Below are 18176 nucleotides of genomic sequence, written 5' to 3'. Positions count from 1 at the left end.
CGCAAGCGAGCGGCTCGGCGTTTTTTGAAATGTCACAGCTTCATAACCGTTGGGCAAATATGCGGCATGCCATATGCTTCCGAGCGGCGCGGATCGCGGACCTGCCCGCTGGACGGCGTGTTTGCGTCACCACGCCGAATGCCATTGACAGCGAGGGGACCACACTGGTGCGATTGAGAACGCTCAGGGGGTGAGGAGATGCTGGCTGTCCGGGGGTCCGATCCCTCACGACGAGTGATCGAAAGGCTGTGCCGCAGATGAGGACCGAGGCGAGCGCCCGAATCGGGCTGCTGGTCGCCGCGCTGGCGAGCGCGGTGGCGATCGCGACCGCCCCCGCCGCCGCGAATCCGGCAGTATCGCAGGCGCCCAGCCTGTCCGCCGTGCCCGATCACCAGGCGGCACGGCCGGGCGGCACCGCACCCGAACGCGGCAGCCAACCCGCCATCCCGGCCGGTTCGGTGATCGAACCCCCGCTGAACTGCACCCCGAGCGCGCAACGCCCGCATCCGGTGATCGTGCTGCCCGGGGCCGACGGCACCACCGACAAGACCGCGGCTCAGTGGAGTCCGATGCTCGACGCTCTGCGATCCGACGGCGCCTGCGCCTTCCTGTTCCAGGGCGGGATCATCAAGGATCAGCGCTGGGCCGGTGACATTCCGAGCGAGGCCCGCCAGGTGGCCGAGTTCGTCGCGAAGGTGCGGGCGCACACCGGGGCCGAGCAGGTCGATATCGTCGCACATTCGGCGGGCACGTTCGTCGCCAACTACTTCCTGAAGGTGCTGGGCGGCGCGTCGTCGGTACACGATGCGGTGCTGCTGGCGCCGGAGTCCCGCGACTGCGACGGCGCCGGACTGCTCGCTCAGTACGGGATCACCGATCCGCCGCTCACCCCTGTCCAGGCGGCCAAGGCGGCGCCGTACATGGTCTCGCTGATGACGATCATGTTCCCCGGCCTGGCCCCCGCCATGCAGATGTCCCCCACCTCACCGGTCTACCAGGCCGTATTCAACGGCCCGGTCACCCAGCCCGGGGTGCGTTACTCGGTCCTGGCCACCCGCAACGACAAGATCGCCACACCCGCTGTCACCTGCTCGGTACTCGACGAGCCAGGCGTGCTGAACGTCGTCTACGAGGATCAGTTCCCCGGCGCGCCCACGGTCGACCACTCCAGCCTGCGCTCGAGCCCGTTCACCATCGCCTGGGTGATCCAGCAGCTGCATTCGTGACTCCACCAGCGGCGGCACGCACCAGCGATGCACTGACAAGCCCTGTGGATCCTCGCCGGTGCCGGACCTTCCCCGGGACCGGCACCGGCGAAGCAGTTGATGACCGGGCATCGGCACATCCGGTCATACGGCGTTCACCCTACCCGCATCTCCCGACAAACCAGGCAGTATCACAAATCCGGCGCCCCGCGCCTGTCACGCACCACGCCGTACCACAGCCCGGTGCCGTAGGCGATGTCGTCGAGGCGCTTGCACAGCAGATAGCGCACCGGATCCAGGCCACCCACGTCGCGATGGGTGAACCAGTCGGCCAGGCCGTCCGCCACCGCCATGGTCAGGGCGAGGCGCCGCACTCGCCGCGAGGCGATCATCGCCACGACGGTGACGGGCCAGTAGTTCCGGCACATCACCGACACGATGCGCCAGACGCCACCGGAGAATCCGCGGGCCAGCGCGATCGCCGCCACCCGGGTCGGATTGTCCAGCTCGGCGAACACCCGGCGTAGTCGCACCAGCGCGGCGACGAGGGTCAACGCCGCGCCCAGCACGCTGCTGCGCGAGGCGATGCCCAGCAGCGCCATGGCTACCACCGTCCAGAACGGCACCGACGGCGGCTCCGGGCGGGGCGCCGCGGGCGTGTCGTTGACACCGTCGGAGACCTTGCGCCCGAACCACTTCCCGAACGACACCGGATGATCGCAGGCCACCCGGGCCGCCGGTTCGTAGCGCAGCCGCCAGCCGGCCCGCTCGAGCCGCCGGCACAGGCCGGCATCGGCGGCCGAGCACGTCTGCTCGTCGAATCCCCCCTCGGCCAGCAGCGCACGGCGCCGCACCAGCAGCGCCGCGCCCGGCACGGAGGACACCACGCCGCGCGCGCCCACCGCGGCCTCGCGCCGCCCGCAATCCAGGGACGAGCGTGTCTGCTCGTAGCGCCCCAGCACCGTGACCGCCGGCTCCCGCGAGACGATGCGCGGGGCCACCAGCGCCACCTCCGGGTCGCTGAAGTGCCCGAGCATCACCTCGAGCCAGCCGGCCCGCGGCACCATGTCGGAGTCCACGAAGGCGACGAATTCGGTTGTCGCCGCGCGCAGTCCGATATTGCGGGCGGCGGCCGCGCCGTGCCTGCGCTCGTGCCGCAGCACCGTCACCCGGCAGCGTCCGCCGGTGCGCGGAATCGGCACCGGCCGGTCCGAGCCGTCATCGACCACGATCACGCTGTGCCCGCGCAGTGTGCGCAGCAGCCGCTCGAGCCCCTCGGTGTCGTTGTGCAGCGGCACTATCACGGTCACATCCTCCGGCCGCGGCAGCAGACGCGGTCGCGGATTGCCGACACCGGCGTCGAGCAGTCGTCTGGCTACCACCGCGGACTTGCGGTCCGTGACCTCGAGATAGCCGTCACCGATCAGGGCGGCAGCCTCCGGCGCCAGGCGCAGCAACCGCATCGGCGCATCGCCGACCAGGTACCGTCCACCGGAGTATGTGCGCACCCTGGGATCAAGCCGCACTCCGAAACCGTCGGGCAGTCGATCATGGCGCATTCGTGGAATATTAAGCCCGCAATTGCGGTCGCCCGGTGAGTGACACACATGCGGCCATACACCGGGCGGCGCGCTCTAGACTGCGGAGGGAAAGCACGGTGAACAGCACCGGCGTGGGGTCTGGAAGCGGCATGGGAGTCGGGCGGATGCAAACCAGCGGAGGCGGCAATACGCTCTCGGAATCCGAGATCGTCGAGGCCGCACTACGCGTGGTGCGCCAGGACGGTGTGGAGAAGCTGTCCATGCGCAGGCTGTCGCGCGAACTCGGCGTCTCACCGATGGCCCCGTATTACTACGTCGCGGATAAACGCGAACTGCTCGACCTGGTCGCCACCGCGGCGCTCACCGGCCTGCGCACGCCGCCGCCGGAATCCGGGCCGTGGCAGGTGCGGCTGCGCGATCTGATCGATCAGATCGACGATAAACTCCGCAAACATCCGGGCCTGGGTGATGTGCTCATCGAGCAGATGCTGGGCAAACAGCTGGATCTGATCGATGCGGTGATGCGAATTCTCTTCGACGCCGGATTCGACGATCGCACCGTGTTGTCCGCCTATGCCACCATTCACACCTATCTGTTCGGCCGCACCCGGGTGAATCCGCGAGGAGCCGGGGCATTGGCCGACACCCCGCTGCCCGAGTCGGTCGCGCGTGCGGTGAAACACATGAGTGATCTGCGTGGGAAGTATTCCTACGACTTCGGCATGGATGTGCTGATCTCCGGGCTCGAGGCTCAGCTTGTCCGGCGGGGCGACGGGCACGTATCATCAAATTAGAACACGTTCTAGTTTTCGTGTTCGCACTGCTCACCCGGCCCGAGAGGACGCTATGACCACCGGCAACTCCGCCGACCCTCGACACGACCCTGTCGTACCGCACGGCTCGCGATCCGTGGTGCTGCGCGTCGCCGAGGTCATCGCCGAGACGGCCGATGCCTGTTCGCTCGTCTTCGAGGTGCCCGCGGATCTGCGCGAGCGATTCGCCTACCAGCCGGGACAGTTCCTGACCCTGCGCATCCCCAGCGAGCGGACCGGATCGGTGGCGCGCTGCTATTCGCTGGCCAGCTCGCCGCACACCGACGACAAGCCCAAGGTCACCGTCAAGCGCACGGTCGACGGCTACGCCTCGAACTGGGTGTGCGACAACGTCCGCGCGGGCGACGAGATCGAAATGCTGCCACCCTCGGGCGTATTCACGCCCAAGGACCTGGACGAGGATCTGCTGCTGTTCGGCGCGGGCAGCGGTATCACGCCGGTCATGTCGATCCTCAAGTCGGCCCTGTCCAGCGGCAGCGGCCGGGTCGCGCTGATCTACGCCAACCGCGATCCCGAATCGGTGATCTTCGCCACCGAATTGCGCGAACTGGCCGACAAACATCCGCAACGGCTGGTGATCGTGCACTGGCTCGAGACGCTGCAGGGCCTGCCGAGCGTCGAGAAGCTGGCCGCCCTGGCCGAGCCGTTCGCCGACCGGCGCGCGTTCATGTGCGGTCCCAAGCCGTTCATGGACGGCGTGCACGACGCCCTGGCGCAGATCGGCGTGCCGCGGGGCCGCACCCACGCAGAGGTCTTCAATTCCCTTGCCGGAGACCCGTTCGCCGACGCCGCCACCGTCGAGGTGAGCGACGAGGAGGCAGCCGACGCCGCCACCGTCGAGGTGGAACTCGACGGCGAGGTGTACAACCTGAACTGGCCGCGCAGCCAGACTCTGGTCGACATCATGCTGAGCAAGGGCCTGGACGTGCCCTACTCCTGCCAGGAGGGCGAGTGCGGGTCATGCGCCTGCACGGTGCTCGAGGGCAAGGTGGACATGCGCAACGCCGAAATCCTGGACCCGGAGGACATCGAGGCCGGATACATCCTGGGCTGCCAGGCGCGGCCGGTCACGGATCATCTCAAGATCCAGTTCTGAGTCAGCTGACCGAGAGCTCAGCCGCTCCCAGCACCCGTCCCGCTTCGAAGGCGGCGGCGCTGCGGGGCAGCACGCCGGGCCGCCCGCTGTTGAGGACCGTGACCGTGCCCGACCCCGCGGTGGGGCGGCCGAGGCCATCCATGCGGCGCAGCGTTTGCACCGCAACGGCTTCGGCGCTGTCGAAGATCCGCACTCCGGGCGGGAGCGCGGCCAGGATGGCGTCCAGCACCAGCGGGTAGTGGGTGCAGCCGAGCACCATGCCCTCGATATCCGGCGGGGTCAGCGCGGCCGCCTTGGCGATCGCCTCCTCGATGGCCGGGAGGTCGCCGTGGTCGATGGACTCGGCCAGGCCGTGACAGGCCACGCCGATCACCTCGGCGTCACCGCCGAAACGGGCGATCAGATCGGCCTGATAGCGGCTGGCCGTCGTCGCGGCCGTCGCCCACACCGCCACCTTCGAGCAGGCCGCGGCGGCCGGTTTGATCGCCGGAACCGTCCCGATCACCGGCACGCCGGACCCCACCTCGGCGCGCACCTGCTCGAGCGCGGAGACGCTCGCGGTGTTGCACGGGATGACAATCACCTCCGCGCCCAGGATGAGCGCCCGCCGAGCGGCCTCCAGCACCCGATCGACCAGCCACGGATCGGGTTTGGGCCCCCACGGCGCGCCGTCGGGGTCCATCTGCAGCAGCAGATCGAGCTCGGGCCGGAGCCTGCGCAACCACGCTCCTGTGGGCAACATTCCGAGTCCCGAATCGATGAGCGAGACGATCACCCGGACAACTCTAATTAACCCACTGCACACGCCTTGCGTCGCGGGTGCCGGGCGCTACACAGATACCGCGTTGGCGGCTAGTTCCGCGCGCATCTTCATCACCTTGCCGACCATGCCCGCGCCGACAACCGCGGTGAGCACGCCACCGGTGAGATAGTGGGCGAGGAATTTGCGGCCGTCATCCTCGATGATCCGGATCTCGTCGGCGCCGCCGGGCGCACCGAGTACCTGGATCTTCACGTTGTACTGGTCGCTCCACACATAGGGGACCCCGGGCGCGGGCGATTCGGCGCCCAGGAGCGCCGCGGCCAGCAGCTGAGCCTGTTCGCCGGCGTTGGTCCAGTGCTCGACCCGCCGATGCCGTCCGCTCGGGTGCCGCCAGGCCGCGACATCGCCCAGTGCCCAGACATTCTCGATCGAGGTGCGGCCGGACGCGTCGGCGAGCACGCCGCCGCCCTCGCGCCGATCCGCCAGCGGGATACCGGATTCGGCGAGCCAATCCGTCACCGGGGCGGAGCCGACGCCGATCACCACCAGATCGGCCTGCACCACGGCGCCATCGGACAGCCGCGCGCCGGTCACGGCGCCCGCCTCGGCCACCAGCGAGTCCAGACCCACACCGCACCGCAGGTCGACACCCTCCTCCCGGTGCATGCGCCCGACCAGCGCACCGACCTGTTCGCCCAGGGATGCGGCCAGCGGGGTCGGCTGCGGCTCCACCAGGACCACCTCGACGTCCTGGGCTCGGAAGCTGGCCGCCAGCTCACAGCCGATGAATCCGGCGCCCACCACCAGTGCGCGACGGGCCGTGGACAGGTCCGCGCGCAACGCCGCCGCATCGTCGTGGCTGCGCAGCACATGGATCCCGGAGGCCTCGGGCAGGCCCGGAATCCGCTTGGGCCGCAGGCCCGTCGCGATGATCAGCTGGTCGTAGTCCAGGGCCGAACCATCGCTGAGCAGCAGCCGGCGCGCGACGGTATCCACGCCCGACGCGCGCACGCCCAGCCGCAGCTCGATGGCCTTCTCGGCGAAGAATTCCGCGGGCCGCAGCGTGGTGTCGTCGATCTGACCGCGCACGAACTGCTTGGACAGCGGCGGGCGGTCGTAGGGCAGTCGCGACTCGTCGCCGAGCAGCACGAGCGGGCCGTCGTACCCGGCCCGGCGCAGCTCCTCGGCGGTGCGCAGACCGGCCAGACCAGCGCCGACGATCACGATCGGGTGCGTGGTCATCGGATCGCTCCGATCACGGCGGGGACGAATACGGGTGCAGCAGAAGGTGAGGGCACGCTATCCAACTTATTCTAGTTCCAATTTTTTGTACTGTGACGACCGCCATATCCGGGTTCGCCGCGGAATTGTGCCGAGCAAGGTATTGATCGGGCGGTCAATCAGAGATATACCGGGAAGTGGACACACCATCACCCCCTTTCAGGAGGCACACAATGTTCAATGAATCCCGTACGCAGGACTACGTCGCCGTCATCCTCGGCGTCTACGCCGCGTTGTCACCGCTGTGGGTCGACAACAACGGCCGAGCCATGTGGACACTGATCGTCCTGGGCATACTCATCGCACTGACAGGCCTGGCGCAGCTGACCCGGCCGGCGATGGCGGGCCTGGACTACGCGATGGGCCTGTTCGGCGTGCTGCTGTTCATCGCCCCGTGGGTCATGAACTACCACGCCTTCAACGGCGCCTCGTGGACATCCTGGATCGTCGGCGTGCTGACCGTGGTCGTCGCCGTCGCCGCCCTTCCACAAGTCACCGCACGGTTGCATACTGCTCACTGATGCATATGCCCAAACCCCATCGAGCGGGGCGCCGCCGGAGCAAGAGGATCGACGGCGACGCCCGCGCCCTCATCCTGGATGCCGCCGAAAGTCTTTTCGCGACACATGGATTCGACGCCACCGCGACCGCGGCCATCGCCGCGGCCGCCGGTGTGCCGAAGGGGTTGGTGTTCTACTACTTCCCGACGAAGGATTCGATCCTGTCGGCCCTGATGTCCGAGCGAATCCCGGCCAACCCCCTGGACGACATCAATTCCGTTGTCTCGCCGGGCGATCCCGCCAAGAGTCTGGTCGCCCTCGACGCGGCGCTGAACCTGCGCGATCACCATTCCTCGGTCCTGCGCGTGATCATGTGGCGCGAGGCCGACACCCACCCGGATGTGCGAAAGCAGTTACGGCGCATGCGCGACCAACTGCTCGACATCACCGCACGGGTCCTGGCGGCCAGCGCGCCCGGCCCGGTGCGCCCGGGCACCCTCAGCGCCTGCGCGGGCGCCTGGGTCTCGGCCATGCTCGCCATCGCCACCACCGACCGGCTGCACACTCTGGACGGCCTCACCCTGCCGTCCGGCGAGGAGATCCTCAACATCTCCCAGGTCGTCGCCGCGGGGATGACACATCTGGGTTGAGGTCGGCGTGTCGCCGGAAAACATCCGCTCCGGACCCACTTGAATAGTGCCGATCGGTACGTTCTCGGACTTTCGAATAAGTACGTTCCAGGAGGTCATGGGTGTGATTCGTCCTGCGTTCGGTTCGACGCTGCTGAATGTCCTGGTGATCCTGGCTCTCGGGCAGGTGATGGCGGCGACGAGTTCGGCGCAGCCGATCTACCCCAGACCCGACCCCGACCCGTTCTATGCCGCGCCGGCGGATCTGGCCGACCACGGGCCCGGCGATGTGCTCGCGGTGCGGCCGATGCCGCCGCTGCCCATATTCCCCGGCACGACCGTGAAGCTGGTCAAGTTCCGCTCCAACAACTCTCGCGACCAGCCCATCGCGGCCGTCACCACGGTGCTGACCCCGGCCAATCATCGGCCCGACGGCCCGCTGCTGTCCTATCAGCACATCATCAACGGCCTGGGCACCGAGTGCGCCGTCTCGCGCGTGCTGTACACCTCGGATCCGAATCTCGTGGTGCGCGAGGCGCCCGCGCTGAATCTTCTGCTGCTGCGCGGCTGGAGCATCGCGCTACCGGACCATCTCGGACCGCAATCCGCCTACGGCGCGGCGCGTCTGGGCGGCCAGATCACCCTCGACGGGATCCGCGCGGCCCAGCGGGTGCCCGAGCTGACGCTGGCGCACAGCCGCGTCACCATGGCCGGTTACTCCGGCGGCGGCATGGCGACGGCGTGGGCCGCCGCGCTGCAACCCCGGTACGCCCCCGAACTCCAGATCGCGGGCGCGGCCGCCGGCGGCGTGCCGATGAACCTCGAGACCATGGTGCGTGCCCTCGGCGGCAACCGGCATCCGGCGTTCGGCCTGGCGATGGCCGCGGCGATCGGGCTCGAGCGGGAGTATCCCGACCGACTGCCGATCAGCAACTATATGAACGCCCACGGCATCGCCGTGCGCAATGCCATGGCCAACGGATGCACCAACGACATCATGGCCGCCGGGGCCGGGCACAACGCCCTGGAGCTCGCCGCCCGTACCGACCTGATCTCCAGCCCCGACGCGCTGCACGTCGTCCAGGAGAACAGCCTGGAGCTGTTCGACGGCGTGCCGACGATGCCGGTGTACGAATGGCATTCGCCGACCGATCCGCTGATCCCGGTCGGCGCGATCGTGCATACCAACCAGCGCTACTGCGCGGCCGGGGTGCGGCTGGAGTCCCAGCTGAGCCCCTCGCCCGAGCATTTGAGCGCGGCGGTGCTGGGGCTGCCCGGTATGGTCCGCTGGCTCGAGGGACGTTTCCGCGGCGAACCGGCGCCGTCGAACTGCCCCTGACGCCTCGAGGATCCCCGGCCGAAACAGACCCGAAGTCGGCGAGTTACCAACACCCCCCGAGTTATGCACAATCATCCCGAGGCGGCGTCGGGGGGTGTGCGGCGCGCTCATGATCGACGTATGGCCACGCCGCAACCGATCTCCCGTCGCTCGGCCCTCGACGCCGGACTCTCCGATTCCGATCTGCGCAGACTGTGCCGGATCGGGACCTGGCATCGCATCCGGACCGGGCACTATGTCACCGTGCCCGCCGCGGCGCTCACGCCGGCCGAGCGCCATCGGGCGCTGCTGCGCGCGACGCTCGACGCGGTCGCCGATACCGCTGTGGTGAGCCATGTTTCGGCGCTGATCGGGCACGGCCTGCCCGCCTGGGGCATACGGCTGGACCGCGCGCACCTCACCCGCCCTCGTCGCACCGGAGCACGGGTGGGCCGGGTTCTGGTGGTGCACGCCGGGCAACTCGCACCCGACGAGATCATCGTCATCGACGGCGTCCGGTCCACGACGGTGGAACGCACCCTCGTCGACATCGCCCGCACCGAACAGTTCGCGGCGGCGGTCGCGGTCGGCGATGCGGCCCTGCACCGGGGCGCGACGACGGCCGAGCGGCTGCGCGAGCAGCTCCACCGCGCCCGGGCCCGGCCCGGATATCACCGGGCCGCCGCGGTCGTCGCCTTCCTGGACGGCCGCAGCTCGAACACCGCCGAATCCCGCCTGCGGGTGGCGCTGTCGGCGGCCGGGCTCCCGGCGCCGGAGCCGAAGGCGCAGGTGCTCAGTCCCGACAACACTTTTGTCGCCCGGGTCGACCTGCTGCTGCCCACACTCGGCGTCGCCGCCGACTTCGACCCGGCCGGCCGCGGCGGCCTCGGCGCGCGTACCGATCCCGCGCGCGCCGACCCGCGCACCGAGGCCGTCGAACGGGCGCTGATCGCGGCGGAATTGCGCGAAGACCGGCTGCGGTCGCTGGGCTGGATTCCGATCCGCTGGACCTGGGGCGAACTCGAGGATCCCCGGGAGGTGCCGCGCCGGATCGAGGCCGCCGCCGCGAGCCGCACCCGATCAGGTAGGTGGCTACCATGCCCGCGCGCCTGAAAAGTCCCACTGACCGGATTGGTCCGTATCCTCCCAGCTACCAGGCGATTCCGGCACGCGCGACGGGTGGAGAGCGACCCGCGGACTCGCATGCCATCGCCATGGAGGTAAGAATGGCCTAATGACCGACCCCGACTTCGCCAATTTCGGAGAGCCCAACCGCTCGCGTCCGGAGGGTTATCGCCTGACCCATCCGCGTGAGGAGTCGGCGTCGGAATCCTCGGGGGCGCTCACCGGATTCGATCCGGGGCGTGCAAGTCTCGGACGGCCCGAGGTCCCCGTGAACTGGACCCCGGCCGATGCCGCACCCGCACCCGAATGGGCCACCGGAACACCGGCGGCAAACGGCCACGCCCTACCTTTCGGCCATTCCGAATCGCTGATATCGTCACCCGATTCGGTGGCGATCGGCAGGTCCGAGTTCAACACACCGATATCCGATTCGGTAGCCATCCCCCGGCAATCGGACACAGAGTTTTCCGCGTTCGTATCCCCCTACTCCACCGACACCACCCAGCCGGAGTACCCACAACACGATGCCCCAAATTTGCCAACGCGCACCACAGCACCCGAATTCCGGACGACCACACAACTCACGGGCACGGATCCGGCGGCCCCTCCCCGCAACGGCGACGCGCCGCACGGTTCGTTCGGCCTACCGCAGCGCAGTCCCGGATTGCCCTCGCGCACAGGCGCATTCCCGCCACACGCCGCGAATTCCGGATCTTCCTTCGACGAACCGGCGGCCGCTGCGATGAAACCCGAATACGCACCCCACACCAACGGTTCGACGATTCCCTCCGCCGAATCCGCCCCTTTCCTCAACGATTCCGTGCTGACCTCACCGGAATCCGGCCGTCGCGATACCGGCCGTCTCACACATCACCCCGCCCCGGAGGTCGCGTCGGCCGCCGCCCCGGCACAGCCCCGGCCCGCCTACTCGGAGCCGCCTTTCGCCGAGCCGACCCCACCCGAGGTCGAGTCACGGCGCCCCGCGGAAGAATCCGCATTCAGCGCACCCGTGCGCACCGCCCTGCCGACCCGTAATCCCCAAGGTCGGGATGCGAGATTGGGGCTGACAACCCCCGCGGCACCGGACGCCGAACCGACGCCCGGCACGGCGGCGAACCTCAACGGCACAGCCCAATCACCGAGCGGCACAGCCGAACCGGCGCCCGATACCGCCGCGGACGTGCGCAACACCATGAATGCGCACGGCACGGCCACCTTCGAGATCTCCACCAATTCGCACGCCGCGGCCGATACGGCCCACGACACAGCCGAATCCGAGAAACAGCCCGGCCTGCCACCCCGTCGGCCCCGCGGATTCGTCAGCCGCGCGGGCCGCAGGACAACCGAATTCGCGGTGAGCGGAACCCTCATAGCCGAAACCCCCTCGCCCGTCGACGACCCGCCGCTCGAACAGACGAGTACGCCCTCCCACGAGACGAACGCCTCGTCCGAGCAGACACCACCGCCCGACACCACCGAACCGACACCCACGGTGTCGAACCTGGCGGCCCCCGCATCTCGCCGGTCCGCCCACCGCCGCGCCGCCCAGGACGACGCCCCCACCACCGTCGACGTCCACCTCATCATGCATCTCCTGTTGTCCAGCCACACCCTGGAAACCGTCGCGGACAAGGCCGAGGCGGGCGAGGCCTCCCTGGAAGACTTCATCCGGGCCGCCCGCCGCACCCGCACCGCCGCCGTGGACCTGGTCACCGCCTGGTTCGGCGGCCCCGACCAGATGCGCCAATTCGCCGAGGCCCTACTAGCCGCGTCCGGGCCCACCTGACTCGAAGGCCGGGCATTCCGCGAACACGAAAAAGGCCGCCCCCCAACGGGGAGCGGCCCTTTCGGTAAGAGCTGGTCCTACTTGTTGATCTTCGTGACGCGACCGGCGCCGACGGTGCGGCCACCCTCACGGATCGCGAAGCGCAGGCCCTCTTCCATGGCGATCGGCTGGATCAGCTTGACGCTCATCTCGGTGTTGTCGCCCGGCATGACCATCTCGGTGCCCTCGGGGAGGGTCACGACACCGGTCACGTCGGTGGTGCGGAAGTAGAACTGCGGGCGGTAGTTGTTGAAGAACGGGGTGTGGCGGCCGCCCTCGTCCTTCGACAGGATGTACGCCTGGCCCTCGAACTCGGTGTGCGGGGTGGTCGTACCCGGCTTGACGACGACCTGGCCGCGCTCCACGTCCTCGCGCTTGATGCCACGAACGAGCAGACCGACGTTGTCACCGGCCTGGCCCTGGTCCAGCAGCTTGCGGAACATCTCGATGCCGGTGATGGTGGTCTTGGTGGTCTTCTCGCGGATGCCGACGATCTCGACTTCCTCGTTCACGTTGACCACACCACGCTCGACACGACCGGTGACGACGGTGCCACGACCGGTGATCGTGAAGACGTCCTCGATCGGCATCAGGAACGGCTTGTCGGTCTCGCGGACCGGGTCCGGGATCGACTCGTCGACCGCGTTCATCAGCTCGATGATCGACTCGGTCCACTTCGGATCGCCCTCGAGCGCCTTCAGACCCGAGACGCGCACGACCGGCGCGTCCTCGTCGAACTCCTGCGAGCCCAGCAGTTCGCGGACCTCCATCTCGACGAGCTCGAGGATCTCCTCGTCGTCGACCATGTCCGACTTGTTCAGCGCGACCAGGATGTAGGGCACGCCGACCTGACGGGCGAGCAGCACGTGCTCACGGGTCTGCGGCATCGGGCCGTCGGTGGCGGCCACGACCAGGATCGCACCGTCCATCTGGGCGGCGCCGGTGATCATGTTCTTGATGTAGTCGGCGTGACCGGGGGCGTCGACGTGCGCGTAGTGGCGCTTCTCGGTCTGGTACTCGACGTGGGAGATGTTGATCGTGATACCACGAGCCTTCTCCTCCGGCGCCTTGTCGATCTGGTCGAACGCGAAGGCCGCGTTCAGCGTCGGGTACTTGTCGGCCAACACCTTGGTGATCGCGGCAGTCAGAGTGGTCTTGCCGTGGTCGACGTGACCAATCGTACCGATGTTGACGTGGGGCTTCGTCCGCTCGAACTTCGCCTTCGCCACTGTTGTCCTCCTGGACTAGTTAGTGCGTGCTTTTTTGCAGCAGTGCGGTTTGTATTACAGGGGGTCGTTCGACGACCGACCTGGGGCGGCTTCTCTCGAGGCCGCCCCGGCAACGATTACTCGCCGGTCGCCTTGGCGATGATCTCCTTCGACACGTTGGCCGGAACCTCCGCGTACGAGTTGAACACCATGGAGAAGTTCGCTCGGCCCTGGGTCTTCGACCGCAGGTCACCGATGTAACCGAACATCTCCGAGAGCGGAACCAGCGCCTTGACGACACGGGCACCACTGCGTTCCTCCATGGCCTGGATCTGGCCACGGCGGGAGTTCAGGTCGCCGATCACTTCGCCCATGTAATCCTCGGGCGTGGTGACCTCGACGGCCATGATCGGCTCGAGGATCACCGGACCGGCCTTGCGCGCGGCTTCCTTGAAGGCCGCGGAACCGGCGATCTTGAACGCCATTTCCGAGGAGTCGACCTCGTGGTAAGCGCCGTCGAGCAGCGAGGCCTTCACGTTGACCAGCGGGTAACCAGCGAGAACACCGTACTGCATGGCGTCCTGGATACCGGCGTCCACCGAAGGAATGTATTCCCTGGGTACGCGGCCACCGGTGACCTTGTTCTGGAACTCGTAGGTCGCGCCGTCCTCGCCGTCGACCAGCGGCTCGAGGGCGATGATCACGCGCGCGAACTGGCCGGAGCCACCCGTCTGCTTCTTATGGGTGTACTCGTGCTTCTCGACCTTCTTGGTGATGGTCTCGCGGTAGGCCACCTGCGGCTTACCGATATTGGCCTCGACCTTGAACTCGCGCTTCATGCGGTCGACGTAGATATCGAGCTGGAGCTCGCCCATACCGCCGATGACGGTCTGGCCGGTCTCCTGATCCAGCTTCACGTTGAAGGTGGGGTCCTCCTCCGCGAACTTCTGGATCGCGGAGCCCAGCTTCTCCTGGTCGGCCTTGGTCTTCGGCTCGATGGCGACCTCGATGACCGGGGCCGGGAAGGTCATGGACTCCAGCACGATCTGGTTCTGCGGATCGCACAGCGTATCGCCGGTGGTGGTGTCCTTCAGGCCGATGACCGCGTAGATGTGGCCGGCCTGGGCCTCGGTGACCGGGTTCTCCTTGTTGGAGTGCATCTGGAACAGCTTGCCCAGGCGCTCCTTCTTACCCTTGGTCGAGTTGATGACCTGGGCGCCGGAGTCGACCTTGCCCGAGTACACGCGCACGTAGGTCAGCTTGCCGAAGAACGGGTGCGTGGCAACCTTGAACGCCAGCGCCGAGAACGGCGCGCTGACGTCGGCGTCGCGGTGGATGATCTCGTCTTCCTTGCCCGGGACGTGGCCGTCGGTGCCGCCGTCGTCCAGCGGGTTGGGCAGGTAGTCGATCACGGCGTCGAGCATGGGCTGCACGCCCTTGTTCTTGAACGCCGAACCGCACAGCACCGGGTAGAGCTCGGAGTTGACGGTCATCTTGCGGATGGCGCCCTTGATCTCCTCGATCGAGAGCTCCTCACCGCCGAAGAACTTCTCCAGCAGCGCCTCGTCGGACTCCGCGACGGTCTCCAGCAGGGCCTGCCGGTACTCCTCGGCCTTCTCCTTCAGATCGGCCGGGATCTCGACAACCTCGTACGACTCACCGAGCTTGGTCTCGCCGCGCCAGACCTTCGCGTTCATCTCGACCAGGTCGACGATGCCCTCGAAGGTATCCTCGGCGCCGATCGGCAACTGCAGGACCAGCGGCTTGGCGCCGAGGCGCTCGACGATGGTGCGCACGGTGAAGTAGAAGTCCGCGCCCAGCTTGTCCATCTTGTTGACGAAGCAGATGCGCGGGACGTCGTACTTGTCGGCCTGCCGCCAGACCTGCTCGGACTGCGGCTCAACGCCCTCTTTACCGTCGAAGACCGCGACCGCGCCGTCGAGGACGCGCAGCGAGCGCTCCACCTCGACCGTGAAGTCGACGTGTCCCGGCGTGTCGATGATGTTGATCTGGTTGTCATTCCAGAAGCAGGTCGTCGCGGCCGACGTGATCGTGATGCCGCGCTCCTGCTCCTGTGCCATCCAGTCCATCGTGGCCGCGCCGTCGTGGACCTCACCGATCTTGTAGGTGATGCCGGTGTAGAAGAGGATGCGTTCGGTAGTCGTGGTCTTACCGGCATCGATGTGGGCCATGATGCCGATGTTGCGGACCTTGTTGAGGTCGGTGAGCACGTCCTGTGCCACGGAAATCTTCCCCGCTCTGCGTTGTCGATGCTAGTTGGGATTTACTGGAGCGACCCGGCGGCTTGCCGCCAATTCCGACTGTGTCGGGGGTTCGTCTGTGTTAACGCCGGACGCGGCTGGTAAGTGCCGCGTCCGGCTGTGACTCGCCCTCCCGGCGCCGTTCCTGCACCGGACGGTCCGGGGGATGAATCACCAGCGGTAGTGCGCGAAGGCCCGGTTGGACTCGGCCATCTTGTGCGTGTCCTCGCGGCGCTTCACCGAGGCGCCCAGGCCGTTGCTGGCATCCAGCAACTCGTTGGCCAGACGCTCGACCATGGTCTTCTCACGGCGAGCACGGGAGTAGCTGACCAGCCAGCGCATCGCCAGCGTGTTGGCGCGACCCGGGCGAACCTCGACCGGCACCTGGTAGGTGGCGCCACCGACGCGGCGGGGCTTGACCTCGAGGGCCGGCTTGACGTTGTCGAGCGCGCGCTTGAGGGTGACGACCGGATCGGTGCCGGTCTTCTCGCGCGCCTGCTCCATCGCGCCGTACACGATGCGCTCGGCGACGGACTTCTTGCCATCCATCAGGATCTTGTTGACCAGCTGGCTGACCAGCGGCGACCCGTAAACCGGGTCGTTGATCAGCGGGCGCTTGGGAGCGGGGCCCTTGCGTGGCATATCAGCTCTTCTCCTTCTTGGCGCCGTAGCGGCTGCGAGCCTGCTTGCGGTTCTTCACGCCCTGGGTGTCGAGCGAACCGCGGATGATCTTGTAGCGCACACCGGGGAGATCCTTCACACGACCGCCGCGCACGAGCACCATCGAGTGCTCCTGCAGGTTGTGGCCCTCACCCGGGATGTAGGCCGTGACCTCGACCGCGCTGGTCAGGCGAACACGCGCGACCTTACGCAGCGCGGAGTTCGGCTTCTTCGGGGTCGTGGTGTACACGCGGGTGCACACGCCACGACGCTGCGGGCTCCCCTTCAGGGCCGCAGTCTTGGTCTTGGAGACCTTGTCGTTGCGACCCTTACGGACCAGCTGGTTGATGGTTGGCATAGACCGGCTTTCCTCGTTTAGTAACCAGGTGTCTGGAACTTCATGTGTGTGTTATCGAGCCTTCACCCACTAGCCCGGATCGCGTCACTCGCGTCCCGAGGTCGGGCGTGTCGCGCGCAGTTCAGAGCCCTTTTTCTGGGCACGTCTGAACGTTCAGCCGCTCTCGCTGGCTTACGTCCTGCACAACAACTTGCCCGCACGCTCCGGGCACAGCGATCCACGATACCCGCCGACTCACCGTGGAGCAAAAAGGGGTGGGTGCGAGGGCTCCCCGCACACCCCGGAGAACGCCTGTCCGGACCGTCGCCTCACCGCGCCAGATCGAGGGTCAGCCCGACCAGCTTGCTGGCCGCGTCGCACGGATCGGGGTGCGCGCCGGCGTGATAGTTGATCCACCACCCGATGACCCCGGTGTCGGCCGCCGGAGCCTCCACGCCGCAGGAGTCCGGATCGTTGGGCCGGCGAATCTCCAGTGATCGGCGACCCTGCACATTGATATTGGTGGTGCTGTAGCCGAGCTTGTCGTTCGTGGCCTTCTCGTTGGTGAGCGAGCCCATCTCGTACCAGTTGAGCGTGGCCATCCCGTCACCGCTGGGCGCGCCGTCCAGAACCCACATGCAGACCGCTCCGTTGAACGAGCTGGTCGCGTCCTGCGCGCTGGTCGTCTTGGCGATCTGGTCCTGCTTGACGACATCGCATTCGCGCAGCAGCTTGTCGAAGTTGGTGTTGACCCCGCCCCCGCCCGCGGGCAGAGCGGTACCGGGGACCGTCTTGCCGCAGCCGCCGACCGACAGGCCGACCGCCAGCGCCACGGTGGCGACCGCTATCGACCGAGCCTTCATGGTTCGCCTCATTTCATCCGCTGCACGGTCAGTTCGGCCAACTTCCGATTCTTGTCGCACGGAGTCGGACTCGGCGTGCCGAAAGCCCCGGAGGAGGTGGACCATTCGAAGAAATCGTCGCCGAGTTGCACCGCGAAGTCGCAGATCGTGCCGTCGGGGGTGGCGTCCTGGAAACCCGGGTGCCCGCCCACGTCGACCGTCTCCGGATTGCGCCCCTGCGCGGTCACCCACGCCTTCTCCCGGCCCAGTGGGCTGCCGCGATAGGACGCGAACGTCACGCTCGAACTGCCCAGGCCGGGCCCCTGCCAGTTGCAGCCGACCGCGTTCTTGTACACCTGCGTGACCTGACCGAGCCCGCCGATCGTGGCGATCTCCTGATCGGTGACGTTGCCGCACTCCCCGACGAACGGCCCCAGCGCGGCCACCTTCATCGGCGGCCGCATCGAGGAGGTGTCGTTGCCCGAGTCGCCCCCCGACCCACACGCCGTCAGCAGCCCAACGACAGCAGCCCCAACCGCGATAGCCGACGTGATCCTCCGCATGGGCCGGAGTCTACTGAGTTATCGGCCTCCGCTTCGCTCCGGGTTTTTGGCCTCCGCTTCGCTGCGGCAGGTTTTCGGCGCCCTGGGGGCGCGTCGGTCGGGCACCGCTGCTTGCTCCTTCGTCGCCTACGCAGCGGTACCCCTTTCTCTTATACACATCTCCGCGCCCACGAGACACTCGCTAACCTC

17 protein-coding genes are annotated in these 18176 nt (G+C 67.7%); 8 read left to right on the top strand and 9 right to left on the bottom strand.

Annotated elements, in window-relative coordinates; genetic code table 11:
• Positions 1-257 precede the first annotated feature (257 nt).
• Entirely contained in the window at positions 258-1226 is a 969-nt protein-coding gene (locus JZ791_RS13185; RefSeq protein WP_216894572.1) for an esterase/lipase family protein, read from the top strand.
• Between the two features lie 170 nt (positions 1227-1396).
• On the opposite strand, the gene mftF is transcribed toward JZ791_RS13185, so the two are convergent.
• On the bottom strand, positions 1397-2764 hold the full coding sequence (gene mftF / locus JZ791_RS13180; protein ID WP_216894570.1) for a mycofactocin biosynthesis glycosyltransferase MftF: 1368 nt from the start codon (positions 2762-2764) through the stop codon (positions 1397-1399).
• A 146-nt stretch (positions 2765-2910) separates the two neighbouring features.
• Here mftF and mftR2 point away from each other — a divergent pair, with 146 nt between their 5' ends.
• Both mftR2 and JZ791_RS13170 read left to right on the top strand, forming a co-directional pair.
• Positions 2911-3540 (top strand): mycofactocin system transcriptional regulator MftR2, encoded by a 630-nt coding sequence (gene mftR2, locus JZ791_RS13175; protein ID WP_216894568.1) that lies wholly within the window; start codon positions 2911-2913, stop codon positions 3538-3540.
• A 52-nt stretch (positions 3541-3592) separates the two neighbouring features.
• Complete coding sequence (locus JZ791_RS13170) at positions 3593-4675, top strand: ferredoxin--NADP reductase (protein ID WP_216894566.1); 1083 nt, start codon at positions 3593-3595, stop codon at positions 4673-4675.
• Between the two features lies 1 nt (position 4676).
• Here the strand turns inward: JZ791_RS13170 and JZ791_RS13165 are convergent, their stop codons facing one another.
• A complete protein-coding gene (locus tag JZ791_RS13165) occupies positions 4677-5450 on the bottom strand; it encodes a glutamate racemase (protein WP_216894565.1) in 774 nt (257 codons plus the stop codon).
• 54 nt (positions 5451-5504) lie between these two features.
• The gene (locus JZ791_RS13160) at positions 5505-6680 is read right to left on the bottom strand and encodes an NAD(P)/FAD-dependent oxidoreductase (protein WP_216894563.1); all 1176 of its coding nucleotides are present in this window, start codon (positions 6678-6680) and stop codon (positions 5505-5507) included.
• Positions 6681-6892: 212 nt separating this feature from the next.
• Here JZ791_RS13160 and JZ791_RS13155 point away from each other — a divergent pair, with 212 nt between their 5' ends.
• From JZ791_RS13155 to JZ791_RS13135, 5 genes are all read left to right on the top strand, one after another.
• Positions 6893-7240, top strand: coding sequence for an SPW repeat domain-containing protein (locus JZ791_RS13155; protein ID WP_216894561.1), 348 nt, complete (start codon positions 6893-6895; stop codon positions 7238-7240).
• Positions 7240-7869: a TetR/AcrR family transcriptional regulator gene (locus JZ791_RS13150; protein ID WP_216894559.1), complete on the top strand. Its 630-nt coding sequence runs from the start codon at positions 7240-7242 to the stop codon at positions 7867-7869. Before JZ791_RS13155 ends, JZ791_RS13150 begins: the two co-directional genes overlap by 1 nt.
• A 97-nt stretch (positions 7870-7966) precedes the next feature.
• Positions 7967-9187, top strand: a complete 1221-nt coding sequence (locus tag JZ791_RS13145) for a lipase family protein (RefSeq protein ID WP_216894557.1) — start codon at positions 7967-7969, stop codon at positions 9185-9187.
• A 120-nt stretch (positions 9188-9307) separates the two neighbouring features.
• Positions 9308-10279, top strand: coding sequence for a hypothetical protein (locus tag JZ791_RS13140; RefSeq protein ID WP_216894555.1), 972 nt, complete (start codon positions 9308-9310; stop codon positions 10277-10279).
• A 121-nt stretch (positions 10280-10400) separates the two neighbouring features.
• Positions 10401-12077, top strand: a complete 1677-nt coding sequence (locus tag JZ791_RS13135; RefSeq protein WP_216894553.1) for a hypothetical protein — start codon at positions 10401-10403, stop codon at positions 12075-12077.
• A gap of 77 nt (positions 12078-12154) precedes the next feature.
• Here JZ791_RS13135 and tuf read toward each other — a convergent pair whose 3' ends face one another.
• The 6 genes from tuf to JZ791_RS13105 all read right to left on the bottom strand — a co-directional run bounded on the left by tuf (position 12155) and on the right by JZ791_RS13105 (position 17987).
• Positions 12155-13345, bottom strand: coding sequence for an elongation factor Tu (tuf, locus tag JZ791_RS13130; RefSeq protein WP_216894551.1), 1191 nt, complete (start codon positions 13343-13345; stop codon positions 12155-12157).
• 116 nt (positions 13346-13461) lie between these two features.
• Positions 13462-15567 (bottom strand): elongation factor G, encoded by a 2106-nt coding sequence (gene fusA / locus JZ791_RS13125; protein ID WP_216894549.1) that lies wholly within the window; start codon positions 15565-15567, stop codon positions 13462-13464.
• Positions 15568-15756: 189 nt separating this feature from the next.
• Positions 15757-16227 carry a 30S ribosomal protein S7 gene (gene rpsG, locus JZ791_RS13120; RefSeq protein WP_215916263.1) on the bottom strand — a complete coding sequence of 157 codons (471 nt, stop codon included), beginning with the start codon at positions 16225-16227 and terminating at the stop codon, positions 15757-15759.
• Between the two features lies 1 nt (position 16228).
• The gene (gene rpsL, locus JZ791_RS13115; RefSeq protein ID WP_215916262.1) at positions 16229-16603 is read right to left on the bottom strand and encodes a 30S ribosomal protein S12; all 375 of its coding nucleotides are present in this window, start codon (positions 16601-16603) and stop codon (positions 16229-16231) included.
• Between the two features lie 308 nt (positions 16604-16911).
• Positions 16912-17445, bottom strand: coding sequence for a DUF3558 domain-containing protein (locus tag JZ791_RS13110; RefSeq protein WP_216894547.1), 534 nt, complete (start codon positions 17443-17445; stop codon positions 16912-16914).
• A gap of 8 nt (positions 17446-17453) precedes the next feature.
• The gene (locus JZ791_RS13105; RefSeq protein WP_216894545.1) at positions 17454-17987 is read right to left on the bottom strand and encodes a DUF3558 domain-containing protein; all 534 of its coding nucleotides are present in this window, start codon (positions 17985-17987) and stop codon (positions 17454-17456) included.
• Between the last annotated feature and the right edge of the window lie 189 nt (positions 17988-18176).

Source organism: Nocardia alni (assembly GCF_019038435.1).
GTDB lineage: Bacteria > Actinomycetota > Actinomycetes > Mycobacteriales > Mycobacteriaceae > Nocardia > Nocardia alni.
Note: the sequence above shows the minus strand (reverse complement) of the source record. Positions and strands in the feature narration are given on the sequence as shown.

Bases quoted from the DNA above. Each gene is read 5' to 3' on its own strand.
- JZ791_RS13110 (WP_216894547.1), bottom strand. From the start codon at position 17,445: ATGAAGGCTCGGTCGATAGCGGTCGCCACCGTGGCGCTGGCGGTCGGC.
- JZ791_RS13155 (WP_216894561.1), top strand. From the start codon at position 6,893: ATGTTCAATGAATCCCGTACGCAGGACTACGTCGCCGTCATCCTCGGC.
- JZ791_RS13105 (WP_216894545.1), bottom strand. From the start codon at position 17,987: ATGCGGAGGATCACGTCGGCTATCGCGGTTGGGGCTGCTGTCGTTGGG.
- mftR2 (WP_216894568.1), top strand. From the start codon at position 2,911: ATGCAAACCAGCGGAGGCGGCAATACGCTCTCGGAATCCGAGATCGTC.
- JZ791_RS13135 (WP_216894553.1), top strand. From the start codon at position 10,401: ATGACCGACCCCGACTTCGCCAATTTCGGAGAGCCCAACCGCTCGCGT.
- JZ791_RS13140 (WP_216894555.1), top strand. From the start codon at position 9,308: ATGGCCACGCCGCAACCGATCTCCCGTCGCTCGGCCCTCGACGCCGGA.
- JZ791_RS13160 (WP_216894563.1), bottom strand. From the start codon at position 6,680: ATGACCACGCACCCGATCGTGATCGTCGGCGCTGGTCTGGCCGGTCTG.
- rpsG (WP_215916263.1), bottom strand. From the start codon at position 16,227: ATGCCACGCAAGGGCCCCGCTCCCAAGCGCCCGCTGATCAACGACCCG.
- rpsL (WP_215916262.1), bottom strand. From the start codon at position 16,603: ATGCCAACCATCAACCAGCTGGTCCGTAAGGGTCGCAACGACAAGGTC.
- JZ791_RS13145 (WP_216894557.1), top strand. From the start codon at position 7,967: ATGGGTGTGATTCGTCCTGCGTTCGGTTCGACGCTGCTGAATGTCCTG.
- JZ791_RS13150 (WP_216894559.1), top strand. From the start codon at position 7,240: ATGCATATGCCCAAACCCCATCGAGCGGGGCGCCGCCGGAGCAAGAGG.
- JZ791_RS13170 (WP_216894566.1), top strand. From the start codon at position 3,593: ATGACCACCGGCAACTCCGCCGACCCTCGACACGACCCTGTCGTACCG.
- JZ791_RS13185 (WP_216894572.1), top strand. From the start codon at position 258: ATGAGGACCGAGGCGAGCGCCCGAATCGGGCTGCTGGTCGCCGCGCTG.
- mftF (WP_216894570.1), bottom strand. From the start codon at position 2,764: ATGCGCCATGATCGACTGCCCGACGGTTTCGGAGTGCGGCTTGATCCC.